The organism is Hymenobacter roseosalivarius DSM 11622, from assembly GCF_900176135.1.
GTDB lineage: Bacteria > Bacteroidota > Bacteroidia > Cytophagales > Hymenobacteraceae > Hymenobacter > Hymenobacter roseosalivarius.
In genome coordinates this window covers 30,546-49,828 of record NZ_FWWW01000064.1, presented here as the reverse complement: position 1 = coordinate 49,828, position 19,283 = coordinate 30,546, and the positions used below count along the sequence as shown (strand labels likewise).

The window sequence follows — 19,283 nt, the reverse complement described above, 5'->3', positions numbered from 1 at the left end:
AAAATGGTAATGCTCCGCCTGTTCACAACTTCACATTTCACCACTTCACCCTCCACTCTGGGCGAAAAATAACGATTAATCCGGCCATTCTACGTACTTTTGCCCCCTAAAATTTTTGTTAGCTTCCCCTCCTATTGCCCATATCCGACCATGAAACTGTCCGAGTTTAAATTTGACCTGCCCGAGAACCTGCTGGCGCAGCACCCGGCCAAAAACCGCGACGAGTCGCGCCTGATGGTACTACACCGTGATACTGGCAAAATCGAACACCGTATTTTCAAAGATATCATCGAATACTTCTCCGACGGCGACGTATTCGTGATGAATGACACGAAGGTGTTTCCGGCGCGTCTGTATGGCAATAAAGAAAAGACGGGAGCCAAAATTGAAGTTTTTTTGCTGCGCGAGCTGAACAAGGAAAGCCACCTGTGGGACGTGCTGGTTGATCCGGCCCGTAAAATCCGAGTGGGCAACAAATTGTACTTCGGCGAAAGCGACATGGTGGCCGAGGTTATCGACAATACCACGTCCCGGGGCCGTACCATCAAGTTTTTGTTTGATGGGCCCGACGATGAGTTTTACAAAGCTCTGCACGACTTAGGCGAAACGCCCCTGCCCCGCGAGGCTATCACCCGCGATGCGGAGCCAGCCGACAAAGAGCGCTATCAGACCATTTACGCTAAGCACATTGGCGCGGTGGCCGCTCCTTCGGCGGGTCTGCACTTTACTCGCGAGGTATTGAAGCGCCTGGAAATCAAAGGAGTAGAAACTACCGCTGTCACGTTGCACGTTGGTTTGGGCACTTTCCGTCCCGTGGATGTGGAAGACCTGACCAAGCACAAGATGGACTCGGAGAACTTTATCGTGCCCGCAGAGGCTGCCACTGTTGTAAATAAGGCGTTGGATGCTAAAAATCGCGTTTGCTCGGTAGGTACTACTACCATGCGGGCTTTGGAGTCGTCGGTATCGGCGCACAATCGTCTGAAAGCCAACCAGGGCTGGACCGACCGGTTTATTTTCCCTCCGTACGAGTTCAAAATCGCTAATACCCTGCTCACCAACTTCCACACGCCGGAGAGCACGCTGATGATGATGACGGCTGCCTTTGCTGGCTATGATCTATTGGCGGAGGCCTACAAGGTAGCCATCAAAGAGAAGTACCGCTTCTTCAGCTACGGCGACGCTATGCTGATTCTGTAAGTGGTGAAATTGTGAAGTTGTTCTTCTTACCTCCCATGTTGCCCGGCTACCTTTGGTAGCCGGGCTTTCTATTTCCCCATTTCACCTCTCACCATTTCACTTCTCATGTCGTCTCCAAATCGGTTTGCTATACTTGTGGCTGGCGGCAGCGGCACGCGCATGGGCGCTGGTCAGCCGAAGCAGTTCCTGGAATTGCTTGGGAAGCCAGTACTGCTGCATACCCTGCGCCGCTTTGCCGCAAGCAGCCTGGGCGTGCAGCAATTCGTGGTGGTTTTGCCCCCCGATCAGTTCGATACGTGGCACCACCTCTGCACCCGGCATCAGGTTTCGATTCCGCACGCGGTGGTGGGTGGTGGGCATTCCCGCTGGGCTTCGGTACGTAATGGCCTGAAACATCTGGCCGCTTTTACCGAAGGCATTGTAGCCGTGCATGATGGCGTGCGGCCGCTCGTGTCGGCGGCGGTTATTGAGAATACGTATGCTGCCGCTGCTGAGCACGGCGCGGCCATAGCCGCCGTAGCGCCCAAAGACTCGGTGCGCGGCCTATCCAAAGAAGGTTCCTACGCCATCGACCGCTCCCACCTGCGCTTGGTTCAGACTCCCCAATGCTTTGAGCTGGAGCTACTGCGACGAGCTTATAGACTGCCCGAGCTGCCTACTTTCACCGATGACGCAAGCGTGGTGGAAGACCTGCACCCCATTCATCTGGTAGAGGGCGACTATCGCAACCTTAAAATCACGACTCGGGAGGATATGCTGCTGGCCGAAGCTATTCTGCGTAGTCAGTAGCGCGGAAATCCGTTCCGCGCTACTTTCGCCCTACTCTTTTATTCCCCCGGTTTTCTCTACTATACTATGTATACCTGCCTGCTCTACGACGTGCGCGACGGTGTTGCGACCATTACCCTCAACCGGCCCGATGTATTCAACGCCTTCAACGACCCGCAGAGCTATGAGCTGCAGGATGCCCTGAAGCAAGTAGCGCGTGATGCCGCGGTGCGGGCCGTGGTGCTTACCGGCGCCGGGCGGGCCTTTTGCTCCGGGCAAGATTTGAAAGCAGCGCAGGGTGAAGAGAAACGGTCTTTTTATGATTCTCTGCACAAGCGCTACAACCCTATTATTCGGGCTATGCGTGCGCTGCCGAAGCCTATTATCGGGCGGCTGAATGGAGTAGCGGCCGGCGCCGGCTGCTCCTTGGCGCTGGCCTGCGACGCGCTGATTGCCTCCACCGACGCCTCGCTGATTGAGGTATTCATCAATATCGGGCTGGTGCCGGATTCGGGCTCCTCGTTCTTCCTACCACGCCTGGTAGGCACGCTGAAGGCATTTGAGCTCTGTACGCTGGGCTCCAAGGTATCGGCTGATGAGGCGTTGCGGCTGGGATTGGTAAACCAGGTAGTGGCGCCCGAGCAGCTCGATGAGGTGACTTATGCGCTGGCAGCGCGCTATGCCGCGGCACCCACCAAATCTATTGGCCTGATTAAGCAAATGCTCAACAAAGCCAGCGCCTCGACTCTCGATGAAATGCTGGACTACGAAGCGTACTGCCAACAGATTGCGGGCGAGTCGGATGATTATCAGGAGGGCGTGCAAGCGTTTCTGGAGAAGCGCAAGCCGCAGTTCCGGGGGGCTTAATTCTGGTAAGCAAGCGGCAAGTTTAGCTTGCTGAAAGCGCCACCTTACGGCAAGGTGGCGGTTTTGCTTTGAGACAGCGCGAGCGTGTTGCGCGCCGCGCTACCATCGGAAAAAGCCCCCTGTCTTCGATTTATTCTCTGCAATCAACTGCATTCCAGCGCCCTCCGATAACCACCTGCTTAGGCTCCCGTATAGGCAATAGCTTATTTTCAACTCTTCTAACTGTTTGTGTGATATGGCTTCTGCCCGTTTTCTGCTGTTCGGATGCTGCGTTTTGTTAGGGGCCTGCTCGCCCGATGCCAGCCAAAAAGACCCGGTAGCGGAAGCCAGGTTTCAGAACGAAAAGCGCATTGGGGAAGCCGCCGTGACTGAGCGGCAGGAGCGCGATGCGGAGTTTATGGTAAATGCCGCCAGTAGTGGCATGCTGGAGTTGGAAATGAGCAAGCTGGCCCAGCAAAAATCAGCTACTCCCGCGGTCCGCAGCTTAGCCCAGCGCCTGGTGCAACAGCATGGCCAGGTAAGCACCGCGTTGCGAAACCTGGCGCAGCAAAAGAACCTGATGCTGCCCAGCGGCCTTGGCAGCGACCAGCAAAAGCAATACGCCGACCTAAGCGCCCTGACCGGTACGCAATTCGACAAGCGGTATGTAGAGATGCTGCTGGAGACGCACAAAACCGACATAGATGCGTTCGAGGATATGAGCAAAGACGCATACGATGGTGACATTCGCGGCTTTGCCGCCAAATTTTTACCCGCGCTTGAGCAGCACCAGGAAGAAGTGGGCGTCGTGGAAGACCAACTAGAAGACTTACCTTAACTTTTCATCTCTCATCTGAACTTTGACCCATGTTTCATTTCCCAAAACACCGCTTATTCTCTGTTCTTACCCTTTTCGCTGCGTTGTCTTTGGCAAGCTGTGGCAATGCTGAAAAACGTACTGATGGCACCGCCGGCGAAGCCGTAGTCGGCCAGGAGGAGGCTGCCGCCCAGGGCGGTGTACAAGCCGATGCTACCGTTATCGACAACGAAGCGGGCGCTACTGTCACCGCCGATGCCGACTCGGTTGAAGAACTCGACAACGACTAACCTTCGGCTACTCTGGCCCGTACACTACCAGCTACGAGCTTTTGCTCAACTGTTTTCTGCCGTTAATCGCTGACTTGCTAAGTCGATGATTAGCGGCAGACTAATTTTTTCAAAGTACAAGCTCAACCATTCCATCCTTTTCCTACCGCTATGAAACGTACACTCATAAGCCTGTTTTGCGCAGGTATGCTACTAGCGACCAGTGCTTGCAGCAACGAAAAAACCGCCTCCACCAACACGCCCACTGACTCGGAAGAGGCCGGAGGCAATGCCGGTGACAACTACATGAATGCCGCCACCGGCGGCACCGATAGTGCTACCGCCACCATGCCTTCTGATACAATGGCCGGAGGTTCGGCGGCGGCGGCGGGCACTGCTCCCAGCGGCATGAACGCCAATAGTGCTAACCCGAACGGCCCTACGGCTCCGCACAAAGACGACCCGGAGTTTATGAAGTCGGCCGCGCACAGCGACCAGAATGAGATTCAACTGAGCCGCCTGGTGTTGGAAAAAGGCGTGACGGGTATGGCGAAAGACCACGCCAACATGATGATTACTGATCATACTAAGTCGACGGCGGATCTGAAGGCTATTGCCCAAAAGAAGAATGTAACTCTGCCTACTGACATGGACCCCGAGCACAAGGCTCTTGCCGCCCAAATGCGCCAGTTGTCGGGCCCGCAGCTGGAGCAGCGTTTTATGCAGCAGATGGTAACCGACCACCAGAAGACGCTCAATACCATGCAGGCCCACAAAGCCATGACCAAGGACACGGAATTGCAAGGCTTCATTACGAAAACGACGCCTGTGATTCAGAAGCATTTAGATATGTCGAAACAGCACGCTAACATGAAGATGTAAGCGGCAAGAGCTAGGTGAGTTACTTCATCAAAAAAGCCCCCCAGGACATTGCTGGGGGGCTTTTTTGCTTTAAAAGCTTTGGGCTGCCAGCCCGACACTTACCTGCTACTCAGGTACAGCGGTCGCCATGTCAGCCCAGCCGCTACTGGTAACCAAAGCGGTAGCGTAGCCCAATGAAGCTGAAGCCCCATTGCAAGGATTCACCGCTCTGGAAGTTGGAGCGCAGATCCTTGGTGAGCACCCATTCCGTGGTGGCCTGCAAGTGGCGCCGGCGGCCAAATCCGTAGCTCGCTTGTAAACCCGCCGAAGCATGCATTCCAAAGGCACTGCGCCGGAAGCCAACTTCATTGGTAAGCTGCTCGTTGATAAACTCTTGCTCCTGAAAACGCACTGATGACCAGTGGGGCACCACGCCGCCCACCACATCAAACTGCCACCGCTTCAGGAAGGAGCGCGTGAGCGAATAGCGCAGCATAACGGGCAAGGCAAGGTCATTTTTGTTAGTAATACTATCCCTGGAAAGCCCCGAAAAATCGGTGGCGCTGCCGCGAAACTCCTCCCGCTGCCGTTGCATACCTACCTGCACGGCCAGGTGCGGCCGCACGTAGTAGCCCGCATAGGCATAGGGCATTAATATTTCCTGGTTATAAGTGCCAACTCCTGCCTTGGGAGGCGAAATTGCCCCCCGGTACGGATTGGTCGCGGAGTAGCGCACGCGGTACAGGTAAGCGCCGAGCAGAAACCCCGCGTAGGCCTTGGGCTGCAGGGATTCATCCTCATCAACAGGCACCACTCGGGGCGAGTAGTTGGCAGCCGATTGGGAGCCGATTGCTAAGCCAATGCGAAGACTATTGCTAATTGCCAGCTTTGGCTTTGGCGTTGACAGAAAGCTACTTACGCCAATATTTGCATCAATAAAACCATACCGCCCCAGCCGGCGCTGCAACCCATATACTACCGCAACGTCTGCGGCTACTCTCCGCTCATTATTGGTGAGGAAGTAATAGGGCGTATCACGTGCGGGCCGGCCTAGACCCGTTCCCGCGCCCAGCGCCACCGATACGTAGTTAGCCGAGAAGTTGCTGATGTTCTTCCCCAAACGTAGGCGCCGCTCGATATTATAGTAGTACCGACCCGCCACTTGGGTGCGTACTCCCAACCCCCGAACCAGGTCAGCACTGGGCTCGGCGCGGTAGTGCGTTATGGCGGGGCTCACCTCGGCCAATACTGTCCAAGCCGGAGTTTTGAGTCGGCGCTCGTAGGCTATGTGTAGTCCGTAGCGCGTGTAGTACTTGTCGGAGCCAAGCAAGCTGTTGCCCACCGTGAGGTTGTTTAGCCCTAGCTTCCATAAACTGCGGTCCTCCGGCTGCACGCGTAACGGCACGTCGGTCTCGGGCGTTGCCACTATTTCTTCGCCGTAGCTCAGACGGGTGGTGTCGGGAGCAGTTTGGGCGCTGGCCCGGAAACAAGTGGCGGCAAGCAGGCCTACCCCAAGCAGGCGTCGAAAGCTGCGAAAGGAATACAAGTAGGACATGGACGTGGGATACAACTGTGGATTAGAGTTGAGGCGAGAGAGGTTCGGTTTGCAAAGTCAGGGGTGCGTAGGACGTGGTCACGCGCACCACTCGCCCCGACGCCGCTTTTGAGGCCGTTAACGTGGCCCGGCTGGCAGAGCCTTTTTTGCTGGCCGCGTAAGCCGGTGGTACCGTAAGCGTGCCTTGCTGCACGGCCAGCTGATAAGCGAATAGCTCGGGCTGCGGAGCGCTGATAATGACTTCCGTGCGGTCGGCTACTACCGTTAGTTTGCTCAGCGTAGCCGCGGGCTGAAGGCGAATACTCCCGAAGTAGTTGTTCACGGTACAATTGCCCCCCAGCTCTTGCAACTGCACCGCCGACTTGGTGGCATTGCAAATAAATTTGGCTTGTATGTTACTCGCCATCAGATCAGTGTAGCGGGCCGTGACGGTGAGGGTGCCACGCAGGTTGCGCAGGGCAATCTTGCCGAAGCTTTGCTCTAGCTCCTGCTGGCCTGTGAGGTCGGTCAGCTCAGTTTGACCGTAGGTATTCACTATCTGGATGGGATTGCCGGCGGGCATCAGCACAGTGTATTCGGCTCGTAAGTCGCTGCGCACGGCCGGGGCACCGGTGGGCAGCGTGAAAAAGTTGAGCAGATAGAGCGTGTTGCCGCTTTGCTGCAGGCGGTACTGGGCTACGGGCAAGTCCTGCTCGGCCACGGCCCGCTCGGGGTGGCGGGCGGTTAGGCGTAGCACCACCTGCACCGTTGGCTTATCCCAGCCCTTTACGCGCACCGTCGCCTTTTCGGCCCGGATGTTTACTGTCGTGCCTGGGGGGCAATTCCAGCTTTGCTCCAGGGTGCGCGTCACGACCTGTACTTTTTGCTGGGCCCATGCCTCCGGCGCCAGCAACCCCAGCAGCAGGGCCAGCAGCCCGAAGCGCGGCCATGTTCGAGATGAAATAAAGAGGAACATCATGAGATAAGGAGTTGAACCAGTTCGCGGGTGACGGTGGCTTTCAAGCTAATCAGCTGAGCCTGTTGGCGCAGCAGCTCCGGCGACTCGCCGAAGCGACGGGCATCCTGACGCAGCTGTTTTTCCTCTTCTTCCAGCTCCGTCAGCTGGGTGCGCAAGGATTTGAACTCCCCCGATTGGCACACCGTGGGCAGCGACGAACAGTGCGCATCAATAAACGATTGTCCTTCCTGCTCCAGCGGATCCTCCGAAACAGGCACTGCTGAAGGCAGCGGAGCAGCAACTACTTCCTCGCTGAAAGACACCGTTTCGCGGAAGCCAGAAGCAGCCATTGGCTCTGTAGTCAGTCGTTGCTGCCACCATACCCCCAAAAGTATCAGCACACTAGCCGCAATAGCCATTACCCGGCGGAGTGTATAAGCAGGCCACGTGGGCCGGACTTTCGTCGCTTCCGCTGGTACAGGCGAAGCAGTTGCCGGAGCGTTCTCATTAAGGCGAGCAGCAATGGCATCCCACAGGATGTCGTCGGGCTCGTGCGCGGGGAGAGTAGAAACAAGGCCAGAAAACGCTTCATCGGCCGCGAGCTGCCCCTCGATTTGGGGCCACGTGTCCAGGTCGGGTTCGTGAGTGGGTAGGCTGTTGAGGGCTCGTTGTAGGTTGTGCCCACCAGCCTCGGGTAGTTTGGGAGTCTGGCTCATGCGTAGAGGTAATGTAGTTTGCGTTGGAGCAGGCGCTTGGCGTGGTAGAGCTGCGACTTGCTGGTGCCTTCCGTGATATCGAGTAGTTCGGCCACTTCGCGGTGGGCGTAGCCTTCCACTTCTATCAGGCAGAACACGGCCCGGTAGCCCGCGGGCAGCTCGCCGATGGCTTTGTCCAGGGCCTCGCCGGTCAGGTTGTCGTGCCAGGCCACCAGAGGTTCGGGGTGGCGATCCTGGTCGTACACTTCCATGCGCTGCTCGCGCCGCAGGGTAAGCAGCGCCCGCCGCACCACGATGGTTTTAATCCAAGCACCCAGTGTCGACTGCTGCCGGAAGTCGGCTAGGTGCTGAAATACTTCCACAAAGGCTTCCTGTAATGCATCCTGCGCTATTTCCCGGTTGCCTCCCAGCATGCGCAGCGCCGTGGAGAACATAGCCGTTTTGTAGCGTTGGTACAGCTGATACTGTGCCTGCCGATCCTGGGTCAGGCAGGCGGTCAATAAGCGCTGTTCTTCGGGAGGCAAAAGCAAGGGAGCGGCGGCGGCTAAGTTGAACTTCGGCTTAAAGTGTAAAGCTGGCCCCAGAAGGTTGGTCGAGTTGAAAAATATATTTTCCTACCAGTTCATTGGCCTGTATTAGCCTCTCTCAGCAGACTGCTGAATTCATAGGTGCAGGATACAGGTGGTGTAGAGGCGCCAAAAAAATTTATTCGAGCCCGACCAACCATTCTTCCGGTTGCCTCCACTCTAGCATACCAGCGAGCAGCTTGAAAGTGGATTAGAAGCTAAGCCTATTATGCCTGTTAGGCGGTCACTGCGCCCTGAATCCATCGGTAACGCCATTTCCTTGAAAGCACACCTACAGCTAGGATCAGAGCTGTGAACTTACTTCTCATTCTCTTACTCTTTTTCCTCCTACTCTTATGCTTCCTTTGTCTACTCTGCGGATCCTCGCATTTGCCGCCCTCGCCCTACTGGCTAGTAGTTGTGACCAAGAAGAAAATGCCCCCCAGCCAACCGAGCCCGTGCGGGTAGTGGCAACTCCACTCAAAATGCACACCGTCGCGGTGCGCTACCATCTTGAAGCGTTAGACAGTACTTTTCAGCTACCGACCATCTCCCCCAATATTACGGTAGACTATGAGCGGGTCGTGCCACAGGGAAATTCCGCTTACAAACTCCTGGAGGCCAACACCCAGCATCATGAGCAGGAGGTAACTTCTGCACTCAAAGAAGTGCAGCTGCCCTCCATTGTCACTTATGCTGACGTAACCAGACCGAAAATTACGGTCACCATCTGGGAGGAGCAGGCCTCACCGCCTGGCTCTGGAATAGGCTATCAGGTAATTTGTGAGCTATTAACCGACGGCAAGTCTACTGGGACTACCACGTATGTAGCCGTTGCCGGACGCACTACGCCCCTCTTCGTCGCTACCCAAACTGAGGTATCGCATTAAGCCAACATTTTTATATGTGTAGCTAAAAAAGCCCCCCAGGAACTGACTGGGGGGCTTTTTTAACTCAATAGTTAGCAGCTACTCACGAGGCTAATGCTATTACAGCACCGCCTTTTCCTCGGCGTACTTGCTCACTTTCAGCTCCTCAGCCAGAAACTTACCAGTGTAGCCTTTGCCGGCCTTGGCCACTTGCTCGGGCGTACCCTGGGCCACGATGGTGCCGCCGCCCCCACCGCCCTCCGGGCCGAGGTCGATGACGTGGTCGGCTACTTTGATCAGGTCGAGGTTGTGCTCGATGATAAGGACCGAGTTGCCTTTATCGACCAGCTTCTGGAGCACGTCGGAGAGGTGGCGGATGTCCTCGAAGTGCAGGCCAGTGGTGGGCTCGTCGAGGATGTAGAAGGTTTTGCCAGTATCCTTTTTGCCCAGTTCCGTGGCCAGCTTCACGCGCTGGGCTTCGCCGCCGGAAAGGGTGGTAGCCTGCTGGCCGAGCGTCAGATAGCCCAACCCTACTTCGTTGAGCACCTGAATTTTGCGAATGATGCGGGGCTGATTCTCGAAGTACTCCACGGCTTTTTCCACCGTCAGGTCGAGCACGTCGGTGATGCTTTTACCCTTGAAGCGCACTTCCAGGGTTTCGCGGTTGTAGCGGCGGCCTTTGCAGGTTTCGCAGGGCACGTGCACGTCGGGCAGGAAGTTCATCTCAATGGTGCGCAGGCCGGCACCCTCGCAGGTTTCGCAGCGCCCGCCCTTCACGTTAAAGGAAAAGCGCCCCGGCCCGTAGCCCCGGATTTTAGCCTCCGGCAACGACGCAAACAGACTACGAATTTCAGTAAAGACGCCCGTGTAGGTAGCCGGATTAGAGCGCGGCGTCCGCCCAATGGGCGACTGATCTACCTCAATTACTTTATCAATCAACTCCAGCCCTTCAATGCCCGCGTAGGGCAGCGGGTCGCGCTTGGCGTTGAAAAAGTACTGATTCAGAATAGGATATAGCGTGTCGTGGATGAGGGAGGACTTGCCCGAGCCCGACACCCCCGTCACGGCCACGAGCTTGCCGAGCGGGAATTTCACGGTTACGTTCTTCAGGTTGTGGCCCGTAGCGCCTTTCAAGGTCAGCGTGTTGCCTTCGCCCTTGCGCTTTTTCTTGCGCAGCTCAATGTGGCGCTCCCCGCTCAGGTACTGTGAGGTCAGGCTGCCCGACTTAAATATCTCAGTGGGTGAGCCTTCGGCCACGATATGCCCCCCATGAATGCCCGCGCCCGGCCCGATGTCCAGTACGTGGTCGGCATTCATGATCATATCCTTGTCGTGCTCTACCACAATCACGGAGTTGCCGATGTCGCGCAGGTGCTGCAAGGCCTTGATCAGCCGCTCATTATCGCGCTGGTGCAGGCCGATGCTGGGCTCATCCATGATGTAGAGCACGCCCACGAGCTGGGTACCGATCTGGGTGGCTAGGCGAATCCGCTGCGACTCGCCCCCCGACAAGGTCCGCACCGAGCGGTGCAGGCTCAGGTACTCCAGGCCCACTTCGAGCAGGAAGCCAATGCGCTTGCGCAACTCCTTGAGCAACTCCCGCCCGATGACATTTTGCCGCTCGGTCAGCCGCTCTTCCAGGCCTACGAACCACTGACTGAGCTGGTTAATATCCATCACCGACAGCTCCCCAATGTTTTTGCCAGCAATCAGAAAGTGTAGCGACTCCTTCTTCAAGCGGTAGCCGCGGCATTCGGGGCACTCCTGGGCCTGGGTGTACTCCTGAATCCAGGCGCGGATGTTCTCCGAATCGGACTCCATCTGCCGGCGCAGAAACGGGATAATGCCTTCGAAAGGCTCTGTATAATTCGCCTTTTTAGGGTCCGCATCTTCGTCTTCGGGCACGCCGTAAAGCAAGCGCTCCACCAGGTCTTCGGGTAGCTTGTCGAGGGGAGTGGAGAGGCTGAACTTCTGCTTTTTGAGGATAAGCTGGAGCTGCTGAAAAATCCAGATGTCGCGGTATTCGCCCAAGGGGGCAATTCCACCCCGACTGATACTCAGCTTCTTATTGGGCAATACCGAGTCCTCCGTGATTTCCTGCACCTCGCCCAGGCCGTTGCAGGTGGGGCAGGCCCCGTAGGGCGAGTTGAAGCTGAACGTATTCGGGGCCGGGTCGTCGTAGGCAATACCGGTGGCCGGATCCATGAGAAAGCGCGAGAAAAACTGCGTCTTCTTCGTGTCCGGGTCGAGCACGAGCATGGTGCCCTTACCGTGGGTCAGTGCGTTTTGCACGGAGCCAGAGAGCCGGAACCGGTCCTCCAGCTTCACCACCAGCCGGTCAATCACGATTTCGATGTCGTGGATTTTGTAGCGGTCCACCTGCATCTTGGGCGTCAGGTCAAGCAGCTCACCATCGACGCGCACTTTGGCGAAGCCCAGCTTGGCCACCTGCTGAAACAGCTCCCGGTAGTGACCCTTGCGGCCTTTCACCACCGGGGCCAGCACGACCAGCTTTTTATCGGCGAAGTGCTTTAAGATATAGCTGATGATCTGCTCGTCGCTCTGCCGGATCATTTTGGCCCCCGTGGCGTAGCTGAAGGCCTCGGCCGTGCGGGCGTAGAGCAGACGCAGGAAGTCATAAATCTCGGTGATGGTGCCCACCGTGGAGCGCGGGTTGCGCGAAGTCGTCTTCTGCTCAATGCTGATAACCGGCGACAAGCCCTCGATTTTGTCCACGTCGGGCCGCTCCAGGCCGCCCATAAACGAGCGGGCATACGCCGAAAACGTCTCCATGTAGCGCCGCTGCCCTTCGGCATAAATTGTGTCGAACGCCAGACTGGATTTGCCCGAGCCCGAAATACCCGTGAACACCACCAGCTTGCCCCGCGGAATCCTGACCGAGACGTTTTTCAGGTTGTGCTCCCGCGCCCCGTACACCTCAATGAAAGGCGTCTCCACGTCGGCCGCGTGCCCGTTGGCAGCCGTTGGAACGAGTAGCTGGGGGGCAATTTCGGGGACCGGGGCCGCCGTTGTTTTCTTAGCCATGCAATGCAGATCGAATAAGGCCGCAAAGGTAGGCAAAACTCAACCCTTTCGCTATCTGGAATAGCTTATTTGCCAGAGGGTTTAGTAGAATATACAGGTCTGTTGAAGGAACTAAAACTTCAGTTCTTCAACCTTATACCAAGGCCGCGCACCACTACCACTTTCAGTACTGTAATCATCAATAAGCCTCAACTAGGTCAGCCGCGAAACGCCGACCACGAAGCTTAATTATTAGGCGAGCGAAAGGCGCACAATGTAGTATTGATACTATTTCAGGGTAGAGCTTAAGTAGTTTGATGAGAGGTTTACTGCCGCCACACACTAGATATTGAGTACGCTACAGCGTTTGGCGCTGTTCTTGCCCATAGTAGGACAATTCCTTCATGTTATCATTCTCCCCTATGTCACTACTACCCAAACTCACCCTTTTTGGTGCCTTTACCCTACTTCTGCTAGGTACTACCGAACTAGCCCAGGCTCAGGTAGATATTAATATAAACTCCCCGTCCTGGGGCCCGGCTGCTCCCGCTGGCACACAGTATTATTATATACCCGAAGTAGGAGGCTACTACGATTTACGCGATAGGCAGTACGTGGTACAACGCGAAGGCAAATGGAAGCGCGTGGCCACCCTCTCCAACTACAACCCCAACAATTTTCACCCCGTAGTTATCAACTACATGGGTGCCCAGCCTTGGGTTCTGATCCGGGAGCATAAGGTGAAGTATCCCAAGCACATGGGTCATCCGCACGGAATGCCCCCCGGCCAGGCCAAAAAGATGCGCTCAGTCTATCCTGCTGGCAACGTAATCGTAGTACAGCAAGGTGATGGCCATCCTGGTAAGGGCCACGGAAATGGTCATAGCAAAGGAAAAGGCAAGTATTAACATTGCTTTTTTGCCGCTTGGCAAAACACTCCGATTGACCATCCAATTGGGGCTTTTTGCGTTTGAGCACTTATAAGAACTTACGAGCCAGACTCTACCCGGAGTGCCAATGTGCTTAAATTATACTTGTGTGTGCCTACTCTTTCCAGAAAAACCGAGTATAATTACTTTTGAATACGACTTAAACGAAGCACACGCTTCTCAACGCAGATTGCGCTATACACCGCTCACAGGGGTGTTGCAATAGTCCATAATCACAAACTGAAAATACTCACTATGAATTTTATATGCACGTGGTTGTGTGCTGATGAAAAAGGGGAAGAAAGCATCTTTCCGCAAACAGGACAGAAATCATCCAGCCAGAGCCATCAAAACATATATTGGCGCTGTCTTACTTTATTCTTTGCGACCAGCAGACGCTTTAATAAAAAGGAGAAGCATATCCTTTTTACTAATGTAAAATATCTTCCTGAAGTAGATGGCAAAAATGTAAGCGATTTACTTACGGAATTACAGGTTGACGTGATATTTACTGATTTTAAATACAAAACTCCGAAAGGATATTTTGAAATGTTTCAAAATCAGTTTTACGAGTTTTCGATTCTTGAATATATAGCCAACAACAACAAGAATGAGAATGACAAATACCTAATACTAGACTCAGACTGCATCTTTCTAAGAGCAACTGATGAATTATTTGTTGAGGCCGGCGATAAGGGGTTTTTATCTTTCGAATATGAGTGCCCTCCGGAGGAAGTAATTAACGGCTTGAGCAAAATGAATATGCAGGTATTATATGGGGAGCTTCTACATAGAAAAATTAATGAAATTCCAGGATACCATTTAGGCGAGTTTTTTCTGGCTAGCGTTAAGAATATCAACCTAATATTTTCAGGATTTCTTGAGCTATGGCCAGAATTATTACGGCGCAATAGCCTGGGCCTGCCAAAATTTAATGAAGAAGCGCAGACACTAAGCTACCTGTATTATAAAAACGAATTTACGTCTTCCGCTAAAAAAACGCTTTTAAAGAGAATTTGGACAAACCCTGTTTTCTTTAGAAATGTTGAAAAGACTGACACCGATGTAGCCGTATGGCATTTGCCATCAGAAAAGCAGTTTGGGCTGGGAGATTTATACGATATCTTAATTAACAAACGTCAAGATTTTGGATTTTCCCTTAGTGACAAGCAGTATAGATTGATTGCTCAAAACACATTAGGTATCCCTCACTTGCCAATATCAATGAGAGCTAAGTATTACGTGCTCAGTTACTACCGTGCTTTGCGAAAACGTGCAAAAAAGAAATTATCACGGGTGTAAAAGCAGGCAACGCAGGCAGTATAAGGTAGACGCAGGACTTCGTTGTAACGGACTTAGCCTCCTAACACTTCACTTATGCCACCTCCGCTGTGGTCAGCCCCGCGGTTCTACATAGTACAAATACCAAAAACGGCAGCTCCTGAAGAGGCTGCCGTTTTTTGGTATTCCATAACAATGAGCGACTCTAGAAATCCGCGTTCTTTGGGAAGCGCGGGAAGGGAATTACATCCCGAATATTAGCCATACCCGTCACGAAAAGCACCAGTCGCTCAAAGCCTAAGCCAAAGCCGGCGTGGGGGGCAGTTCCGAACTTGCGCAGCTCCAGATACCACCACAGCTCGTGTTCTTCTACATGCATCTGCTCCATGCGGGTCCGCAGCTTTTCCAGGTTTTCCTCGCGCTGCGAGCCGCCGATGATTTCGCCAATGCCGGGAAACAGCACATCCATAGCGCGCACGGTGCGGCCGTCGTCATTGAGCTTCATGTAGAAGGCCTTGATATCCTTGGGATAATCAGTCAGGATAACGGGCTTCCTGAAATGCTTTTCTACTAGGTAGCGCTCGTGTTCACTTTGCAGGTCGGTACCCCAATCCACAGGGAATTCGAACTTCTGCTTGGCCACTTTCAGAATCTCCACGGCCTCGGTATAGGTGAGGCGCTGAAAGTCATTCTCTATCACGAAGCGCAGCCGATTGAGCAGCTCCTTGTCGTACTGGTCGTTAAGGAACTGAAGGTCGTCGGCGCATTTCTCCAGGGCCTGACGCACGAGGCTTTTGAGGAAATCCTCGGCCAGATCCATGTTGTCCTGGAGGTCATTGAAGGCAACTTCGGGCTCAATCATCCAGAACTCGGCCAGGTGACGGGCTGTGTTGGAATTTTCGGCGCGAAAAGTTGGGCCGAAGGTGTACACTTTGCCCAGGGCCATAGCCGCTACTTCCGCCTCCAGCTGACCGGAAACGGTCAGGTTGGTTTGCTTACCGAAGAAGTCTTCCTTATAATCCACGGAGCCGTCGGCGGTGCGGGGCGGGTGCTCGGGGGGCAAAGTTGTGACCCGAAACATTTGGCCAGCACCCTCGGCATCGGAGCCCGTGATGATGGGCGTATGCACGTAGTAGAAGCCGTGGTCGTTGAAGTACTGATGCACGGCAAAAGCTAGGGCATGGCGCACGCGGAGCACGGCACCGAAGGTGTTGGTGCGCGGCCGCAGGTGCGCTATTTCGCGCAGGAACTCCAGGGAGTGTCCTTTCTTTTGCAACGGATATTCCTCCGGATCAGCGGTGCCAAGCACTTCTATTTCAATAGCTTGAATTTCCACGGCCTGGCCTTTGCCTTGGGAAGCGACTAGTTGGCCGCGCACCGACAGGCAGGCACCAGTAGCTACGTCCTTCAACGTTTCCTCCGGAAACTTCTCCGCGTCGGCTACTACCTGAATAGTATGGATGGTAGAGCCGTCGTTCAGGGCGACAAACTGCACGTACTTATTGCCCCGGCGGGTGCGCACCCAGCCTTTTACTACTACCTCACGCTCCAGCTCCTGGCTCTGAAGCAGCTGCTGTACGCTCGACCTTCTGACGGACATCGGACTCAGATTTCTGTGGTTTATAATGTATTGGGGGCAAAGGTAGAGGTTTTCAGTAGCGCATAAATTTGTGCTGCTCTTTAGTCCTTTCTGAAGCCCTCAATTTTTTTACTTCAACTCAAGTAGAGAATACGCTACATTTGAAGTAGTGCCCCATTTCACCGTCGCTGGGGCTTTTTGCTATTTCTGTGTATGCAACGACTTGATATGAAGCAGCTTCTCTCGCAGAAGCTGTCTCCCCAACAGATCCAATTCATTAAGCTGCTGCAAATTCCGACGGCGGAATTAGAGACGCGCATTAAGGAAGAGCTGGAAGTAAACCCAGCGCTGGAAGAAGGCGACGAGAATGAAGAGGAGCAGGAACACGACGATGACGACGATAGCGACGAGGATTTTGATGATCCCGACTCTGAGTTCGATAACGACGATAATACCCTTGACGAAGACTTTGACGAGCGCTCGGAAGAACAGCCCGAAGTAGAGCTGCCTAAAGACGACATCGCCGAAGCGCCGGACAACCAGGACCTGGACCTGAGCGACTATCTCAACGACGATGAGATTGCTGGCTACAAAATGCAGGGTGACGGCCCCGGCGACGCCGAGGACGACCGCGAAATGCCTCTGGCCGATACGGGCTCTACGCTCATTGACTCGCTTTTCGATCAGTTGGGCTTTGCGGATCTCAATGAGAAGCAGCTCGCCATTGGCCGCCAGCTGCTGGGCTCCATCGACGGCGACGGCTACATCCGACGCGACCTATCGGCCATTGCCAACGACTTAGCTTTTGCCCAAAATATTGAAGCTACTCCGCCTGAGATTGAGCGGGTGCTGCACATTATTCAGGCCTTCGACCCGGCTGGTATCGGGGCGCGCGATTTGCGCGAGTGTCTGCTTCTGCAACTGGAGCGCCGCCCCGTAGATGATACGGTGGAGGCCGCTGAGCGCATCCTAAGTGAATGCTACGATGAGTTTACCAAGAAGCACTACCCTCGCATTCAGCAGCGCTTGGATCTGGAAGATGACGAGCTAAAGGAGGCCATTGCCCTGATTCTGAAGCTAAATCCTAAGCCCGGCGGCAGCGGCCCAACGGGCCTGGGCAAGGTACAATACATCATCCCCGATTTTATTCTCAGCAACGACAACGGCCAGTTCAACCTGACGCTGAACTCCCGCAATGCGCCCGATCTGCGGGTGGCACCGGCGTATACCGAGATGTTTCAGGCTTATGATAAGGCGTCGAAAAAGGACCGGAAGATGAAGGAGGCCGTGACGTTTGTGAAGCAGAAGCTCGACGCGGCCCGGTGGTTTATTGATGCTATCCGGCAGCGGCAGCAAACGCTGCTGCGCACGATGGACGCCATTGTGCGCTACCAGCGCGAGTTCTTTCTGGAAGGCGACGAAAGCAAGCTCCGGCCGATGATCCTGAAGGACATAGCCCAGGAAATCAGCATGGATATCTCGACCGTGAGCCGGGTGGCAAATAGCAAGTCGGTGCAAACCGAGTTCGGCATCTATCCGTTGAAGTACTTTTTCTCCGAAGGTATTGCCACCGACTCGGGTGAGGACGCCAGCTCGCGGGAGGTGAAGCATATTCTGAAGGAAATCATTGAGGGGGAAAGCAAAGGCAAGCCGCTTTCCGATGATAAGCTGGAGAAGATGCTCAACGCCCGCGGCTACAACATTGCCCGGCGTACGGTGGCCAAGTACCGGGAGCAGCTCAATATTCCGGTAGCCCGACTTCGCAAGGAGTTGTAGATTGGGGCAGCTGGGGGGCTTTTTTTACGCTTAACCTACTCAGCTTATGCGACTTCTTCTGCTTCCTTGCCTGCTTTTACTCGCTACCGCCTGCGACCGGCCAACCGGGTCCACGGCGGATTCCACCGATGCCTCGCTCCCAGCCGATGGTATGGTAGGCCGCTCCGCGTCGCCCAGCACGGGCGCGCCATCCATTGCATTGGCTACTGAAGGTCTGGGGGGCATTTATCAGGGATTGCTGCCGTGCGCCGACTGCGCCGGTATTGAAACGGTGCTTTACCTCTATCCCGACAGCACCTACATGGAGCGCCGAACCTACTTGGATCAGCCCAAGGAAGGCAACAACGATCAGGTAAGCTCTGGCCGTTGGGCGCAGGTATCGGCCAATCTGGTACGGCTCACGCGACGCTCCGCGGCTGGTCCCACCGATTACCGTATGCGTCCCCGCGCCCTGCAACAGCTGGATCTGGATGGGCAAGAAATAACCGGTGATTTGGCCGAGCGCTACGTTCTAGCACAGGTAGGTAGCTTCTAATTTCTTGAAATCGAAGCCAAAGGCAACGTAGCTTAGAGCTTAGATCTCATAATCATACTATTTTCTTTTCTGTTGAATAAATCATTGGCGACGGCCCTTTCGCTGGCGTTTCATCCGTTGCTGGTACCCTCCTATTTGTTTTACGTGGTCTGCTACCAGCTGCCAGTGGTAGCGCAGCCTGCCTTGCCCGACCGCTGGATAGTGCTGGCCGTAGTGTTCGGATTCACGTTTTTACTACCCGCGCTAGGCACGGGCGCTTTATTCTGGTTCGGCCGCCTCGATTCGCTGCTTCTGCGCGAGCGGGCCCAGCGGCCGCTCCCGCTGCTGCTGGCTACGTTCAGCTTTGCCGGTGCTGCCTTCCTGCTGCACCAGCTGCCTTTTTCTCCCCTGCTAAGCCGCATAATGCTCGGCATGGCCATGGCCGTGCTGCTGACGTTGCTTATCTCGCTACGCTGGAAAATCAGTGCTCACGGCGTGGGAGTGGGGGGCTCTTTTGGGCTGTTTGTACTACTGCATCTTACAAATGCGGCGGGCCCGGCCGGCTTTTGGTGGCTGCTGGCAGCTGCAATTTTGGCCCTCGCCGTGCTTGGTGCCCGCCTGGCCCTTGACGCGCATACGCCGGCGCAAGCCTGGGCCGGCCTGGGCCTGGGAATCAGTGTGGTTATGAGCCTCGTGGCAGGAGTCGCCTTTTTGTAGATCCTTGCTTTCGTACTAAATTTTGCCCTTGGCCGCTGCCTTGTCTGGTGTATCTTTAC

18 protein-coding genes are annotated in these 19,283 nt (G+C 54.9%); 12 read left to right on the top strand and 6 right to left on the bottom strand.

Translation table 11 applies throughout. The features are described from left to right. Nucleotides 1-150 precede the first annotated feature (150 nt). The 6 genes from queA (at nucleotide 151) to B9A24_RS09465 (ending at nucleotide 4,782) form a co-directional block, all read left to right on the top strand. Nucleotides 151-1,200 (top strand): tRNA preQ1(34) S-adenosylmethionine ribosyltransferase-isomerase QueA, encoded by a 1,050-nt coding sequence (gene queA / locus B9A24_RS09490; protein ID WP_084444983.1) that lies wholly within the window; start codon nucleotides 151-153, stop codon nucleotides 1,198-1,200. Nucleotides 1,201-1,305: 105 nt separating this feature from the next. Further along, the gene (locus tag B9A24_RS09485) at nucleotides 1,306-1,989 is read left to right on the top strand and encodes a 2-C-methyl-D-erythritol 4-phosphate cytidylyltransferase (protein ID WP_084444981.1); all 684 of its coding nucleotides are present in this window, start codon (nucleotides 1,306-1,308) and stop codon (nucleotides 1,987-1,989) included. 66 nt (nucleotides 1,990-2,055) lie between these two features. Next, entirely contained in the window at nucleotides 2,056-2,835 is a 780-nt protein-coding gene (locus B9A24_RS09480; protein WP_084444979.1) for an enoyl-CoA hydratase-related protein, read from the top strand. 235 nt (nucleotides 2,836-3,070) lie between these two features. Then, nucleotides 3,071-3,652: a DUF4142 domain-containing protein gene (locus tag B9A24_RS09475; RefSeq protein ID WP_084444977.1), complete on the top strand. Its 582-nt coding sequence runs from the start codon at nucleotides 3,071-3,073 to the stop codon at nucleotides 3,650-3,652. Nucleotides 3,653-3,741: 89 nt separating this feature from the next. After that, complete coding sequence (locus B9A24_RS09470; protein WP_084444975.1) at nucleotides 3,742-3,921, top strand: hypothetical protein; 180 nt, start codon at nucleotides 3,742-3,744, stop codon at nucleotides 3,919-3,921. Between the two features lie 150 nt (nucleotides 3,922-4,071). After that, nucleotides 4,072-4,782 carry a DUF4142 domain-containing protein gene (locus B9A24_RS09465; RefSeq protein WP_084444973.1) on the top strand — a complete coding sequence of 237 codons (711 nt, stop codon included), beginning with the start codon at nucleotides 4,072-4,074 and terminating at the stop codon, nucleotides 4,780-4,782. Between the two features lie 142 nt (nucleotides 4,783-4,924). On the opposite strand, the gene B9A24_RS09460 is transcribed toward B9A24_RS09465, so the two are convergent. The 4 genes from B9A24_RS09460 to B9A24_RS09445 are packed head-to-tail and all read right to left on the bottom strand — an operon-like array spanning nucleotide 4,925 to nucleotide 8,493. Continuing rightward, a complete protein-coding gene (locus B9A24_RS09460; RefSeq protein WP_084444971.1) occupies nucleotides 4,925-6,316 on the bottom strand; it encodes a hypothetical protein in 1,392 nt (463 codons plus the stop codon). A gap of 22 nt (nucleotides 6,317-6,338) precedes the next feature. Continuing rightward, nucleotides 6,339-7,274 carry a DUF4097 family beta strand repeat-containing protein gene (locus B9A24_RS09455; RefSeq protein ID WP_143434874.1) on the bottom strand — a complete coding sequence of 312 codons (936 nt, stop codon included), beginning with the start codon at nucleotides 7,272-7,274 and terminating at the stop codon, nucleotides 6,339-6,341. Continuing rightward, on the bottom strand, nucleotides 7,271-7,969 hold the full coding sequence (locus tag B9A24_RS09450) for an anti-sigma factor (RefSeq protein ID WP_084444966.1): 699 nt from the start codon (nucleotides 7,967-7,969) through the stop codon (nucleotides 7,271-7,273). The genes B9A24_RS09455 and B9A24_RS09450 overlap by 4 nt, the downstream gene beginning before the upstream one ends. After that, complete coding sequence (locus B9A24_RS09445) at nucleotides 7,966-8,493, bottom strand: RNA polymerase sigma factor (protein WP_234997156.1); 528 nt, start codon at nucleotides 8,491-8,493, stop codon at nucleotides 7,966-7,968. Before B9A24_RS09445 ends, B9A24_RS09450 begins: the two co-directional genes overlap by 4 nt. A 398-nt stretch (nucleotides 8,494-8,891) precedes the next feature. Between B9A24_RS09445 and B9A24_RS09440 the strand changes: the two genes are divergently transcribed. Continuing rightward, nucleotides 8,892-9,425, top strand: a complete 534-nt coding sequence (locus tag B9A24_RS09440) for a hypothetical protein (RefSeq protein ID WP_084444962.1) — start codon at nucleotides 8,892-8,894, stop codon at nucleotides 9,423-9,425. Nucleotides 9,426-9,524: 99 nt separating this feature from the next. Here B9A24_RS09440 and uvrA read toward each other — a convergent pair whose 3' ends face one another. Next, nucleotides 9,525-12,449: an excinuclease ABC subunit UvrA gene (gene uvrA / locus B9A24_RS09435; protein WP_084444960.1), complete on the bottom strand. Its 2,925-nt coding sequence runs from the start codon at nucleotides 12,447-12,449 to the stop codon at nucleotides 9,525-9,527. A gap of 401 nt (nucleotides 12,450-12,850) precedes the next feature. On the opposite strand from uvrA, the gene B9A24_RS09430 reads away from it, so the two are divergent. Further along, complete coding sequence (locus B9A24_RS09430) at nucleotides 12,851-13,336, top strand: hypothetical protein (RefSeq protein ID WP_084444958.1); 486 nt, start codon at nucleotides 12,851-12,853, stop codon at nucleotides 13,334-13,336. A gap of 276 nt (nucleotides 13,337-13,612) precedes the next feature. Further along, complete coding sequence (locus B9A24_RS09425) at nucleotides 13,613-14,659, top strand: hypothetical protein (RefSeq protein ID WP_084444956.1); 1,047 nt, start codon at nucleotides 13,613-13,615, stop codon at nucleotides 14,657-14,659. Nucleotides 14,660-14,843: 184 nt separating this feature from the next. Here B9A24_RS09425 and asnS read toward each other — a convergent pair whose 3' ends face one another. Then, nucleotides 14,844-16,238, bottom strand: coding sequence for an asparagine--tRNA ligase (asnS, locus tag B9A24_RS09420; RefSeq protein WP_084444954.1), 1,395 nt, complete (start codon nucleotides 16,236-16,238; stop codon nucleotides 14,844-14,846). A gap of 192 nt (nucleotides 16,239-16,430) precedes the next feature. Here asnS and rpoN point away from each other — a divergent pair, with 192 nt between their 5' ends. The 3 genes from rpoN (at nucleotide 16,431) to B9A24_RS09405 (ending at nucleotide 19,224) form a co-directional block, all read left to right on the top strand. Continuing rightward, nucleotides 16,431-17,993 carry an RNA polymerase factor sigma-54 gene (rpoN, locus tag B9A24_RS09415; protein WP_084444952.1) on the top strand — a complete coding sequence of 521 codons (1,563 nt, stop codon included), beginning with the start codon at nucleotides 16,431-16,433 and terminating at the stop codon, nucleotides 17,991-17,993. Between the two features lie 46 nt (nucleotides 17,994-18,039). After that, complete coding sequence (locus tag B9A24_RS09410; protein WP_084444951.1) at nucleotides 18,040-18,528, top strand: copper resistance protein NlpE; 489 nt, start codon at nucleotides 18,040-18,042, stop codon at nucleotides 18,526-18,528. 72 nt (nucleotides 18,529-18,600) lie between these two features. Beyond that, nucleotides 18,601-19,224 (top strand): hypothetical protein, encoded by a 624-nt coding sequence (locus B9A24_RS09405; RefSeq protein ID WP_143434873.1) that lies wholly within the window; start codon nucleotides 18,601-18,603, stop codon nucleotides 19,222-19,224. The last annotated feature ends 59 nt before the right edge of the window (nucleotides 19,225-19,283 follow it).

Bases quoted from the DNA above. Each gene is read 5' to 3' on its own strand.
- queA (WP_084444983.1), top strand. From the start codon at position 151: ATGAAACTGTCCGAGTTTAAATTTGACCTGCCCGAGAACCTGCTGGCG.
- B9A24_RS09485 (WP_084444981.1), top strand. From the start codon at position 1,306: ATGTCGTCTCCAAATCGGTTTGCTATACTTGTGGCTGGCGGCAGCGGC.
- B9A24_RS09480 (WP_084444979.1), top strand. From the start codon at position 2,056: ATGTATACCTGCCTGCTCTACGACGTGCGCGACGGTGTTGCGACCATT.
- B9A24_RS09475 (WP_084444977.1), top strand. From the start codon at position 3,071: ATGGCTTCTGCCCGTTTTCTGCTGTTCGGATGCTGCGTTTTGTTAGGG.
- B9A24_RS09465 (WP_084444973.1), top strand. From the start codon at position 4,072: ATGAAACGTACACTCATAAGCCTGTTTTGCGCAGGTATGCTACTAGCG.
- B9A24_RS09460 (WP_084444971.1), bottom strand. From the start codon at position 6,316: ATGTCCTACTTGTATTCCTTTCGCAGCTTTCGACGCCTGCTTGGGGTA.
- B9A24_RS09455 (WP_143434874.1), bottom strand. From the start codon at position 7,274: ATGATGTTCCTCTTTATTTCATCTCGAACATGGCCGCGCTTCGGGCTG.
- B9A24_RS09450 (WP_084444966.1), bottom strand. From the start codon at position 7,969: ATGAGCCAGACTCCCAAACTACCCGAGGCTGGTGGGCACAACCTACAA.
- B9A24_RS09440 (WP_084444962.1), top strand. From the start codon at position 8,892: ATGCTTCCTTTGTCTACTCTGCGGATCCTCGCATTTGCCGCCCTCGCC.
- uvrA (WP_084444960.1), bottom strand. From the start codon at position 12,449: ATGGCTAAGAAAACAACGGCGGCCCCGGTCCCCGAAATTGCCCCCCAG.
- B9A24_RS09430 (WP_084444958.1), top strand. From the start codon at position 12,851: ATGTCACTACTACCCAAACTCACCCTTTTTGGTGCCTTTACCCTACTT.
- B9A24_RS09425 (WP_084444956.1), top strand. From the start codon at position 13,613: ATGAATTTTATATGCACGTGGTTGTGTGCTGATGAAAAAGGGGAAGAA.
- asnS (WP_084444954.1), bottom strand. From the start codon at position 16,238: ATGTCCGTCAGAAGGTCGAGCGTACAGCAGCTGCTTCAGAGCCAGGAG.
- rpoN (WP_084444952.1), top strand. From the start codon at position 16,431: ATGCAACGACTTGATATGAAGCAGCTTCTCTCGCAGAAGCTGTCTCCC.
- B9A24_RS09410 (WP_084444951.1), top strand. From the start codon at position 18,040: ATGCGACTTCTTCTGCTTCCTTGCCTGCTTTTACTCGCTACCGCCTGC.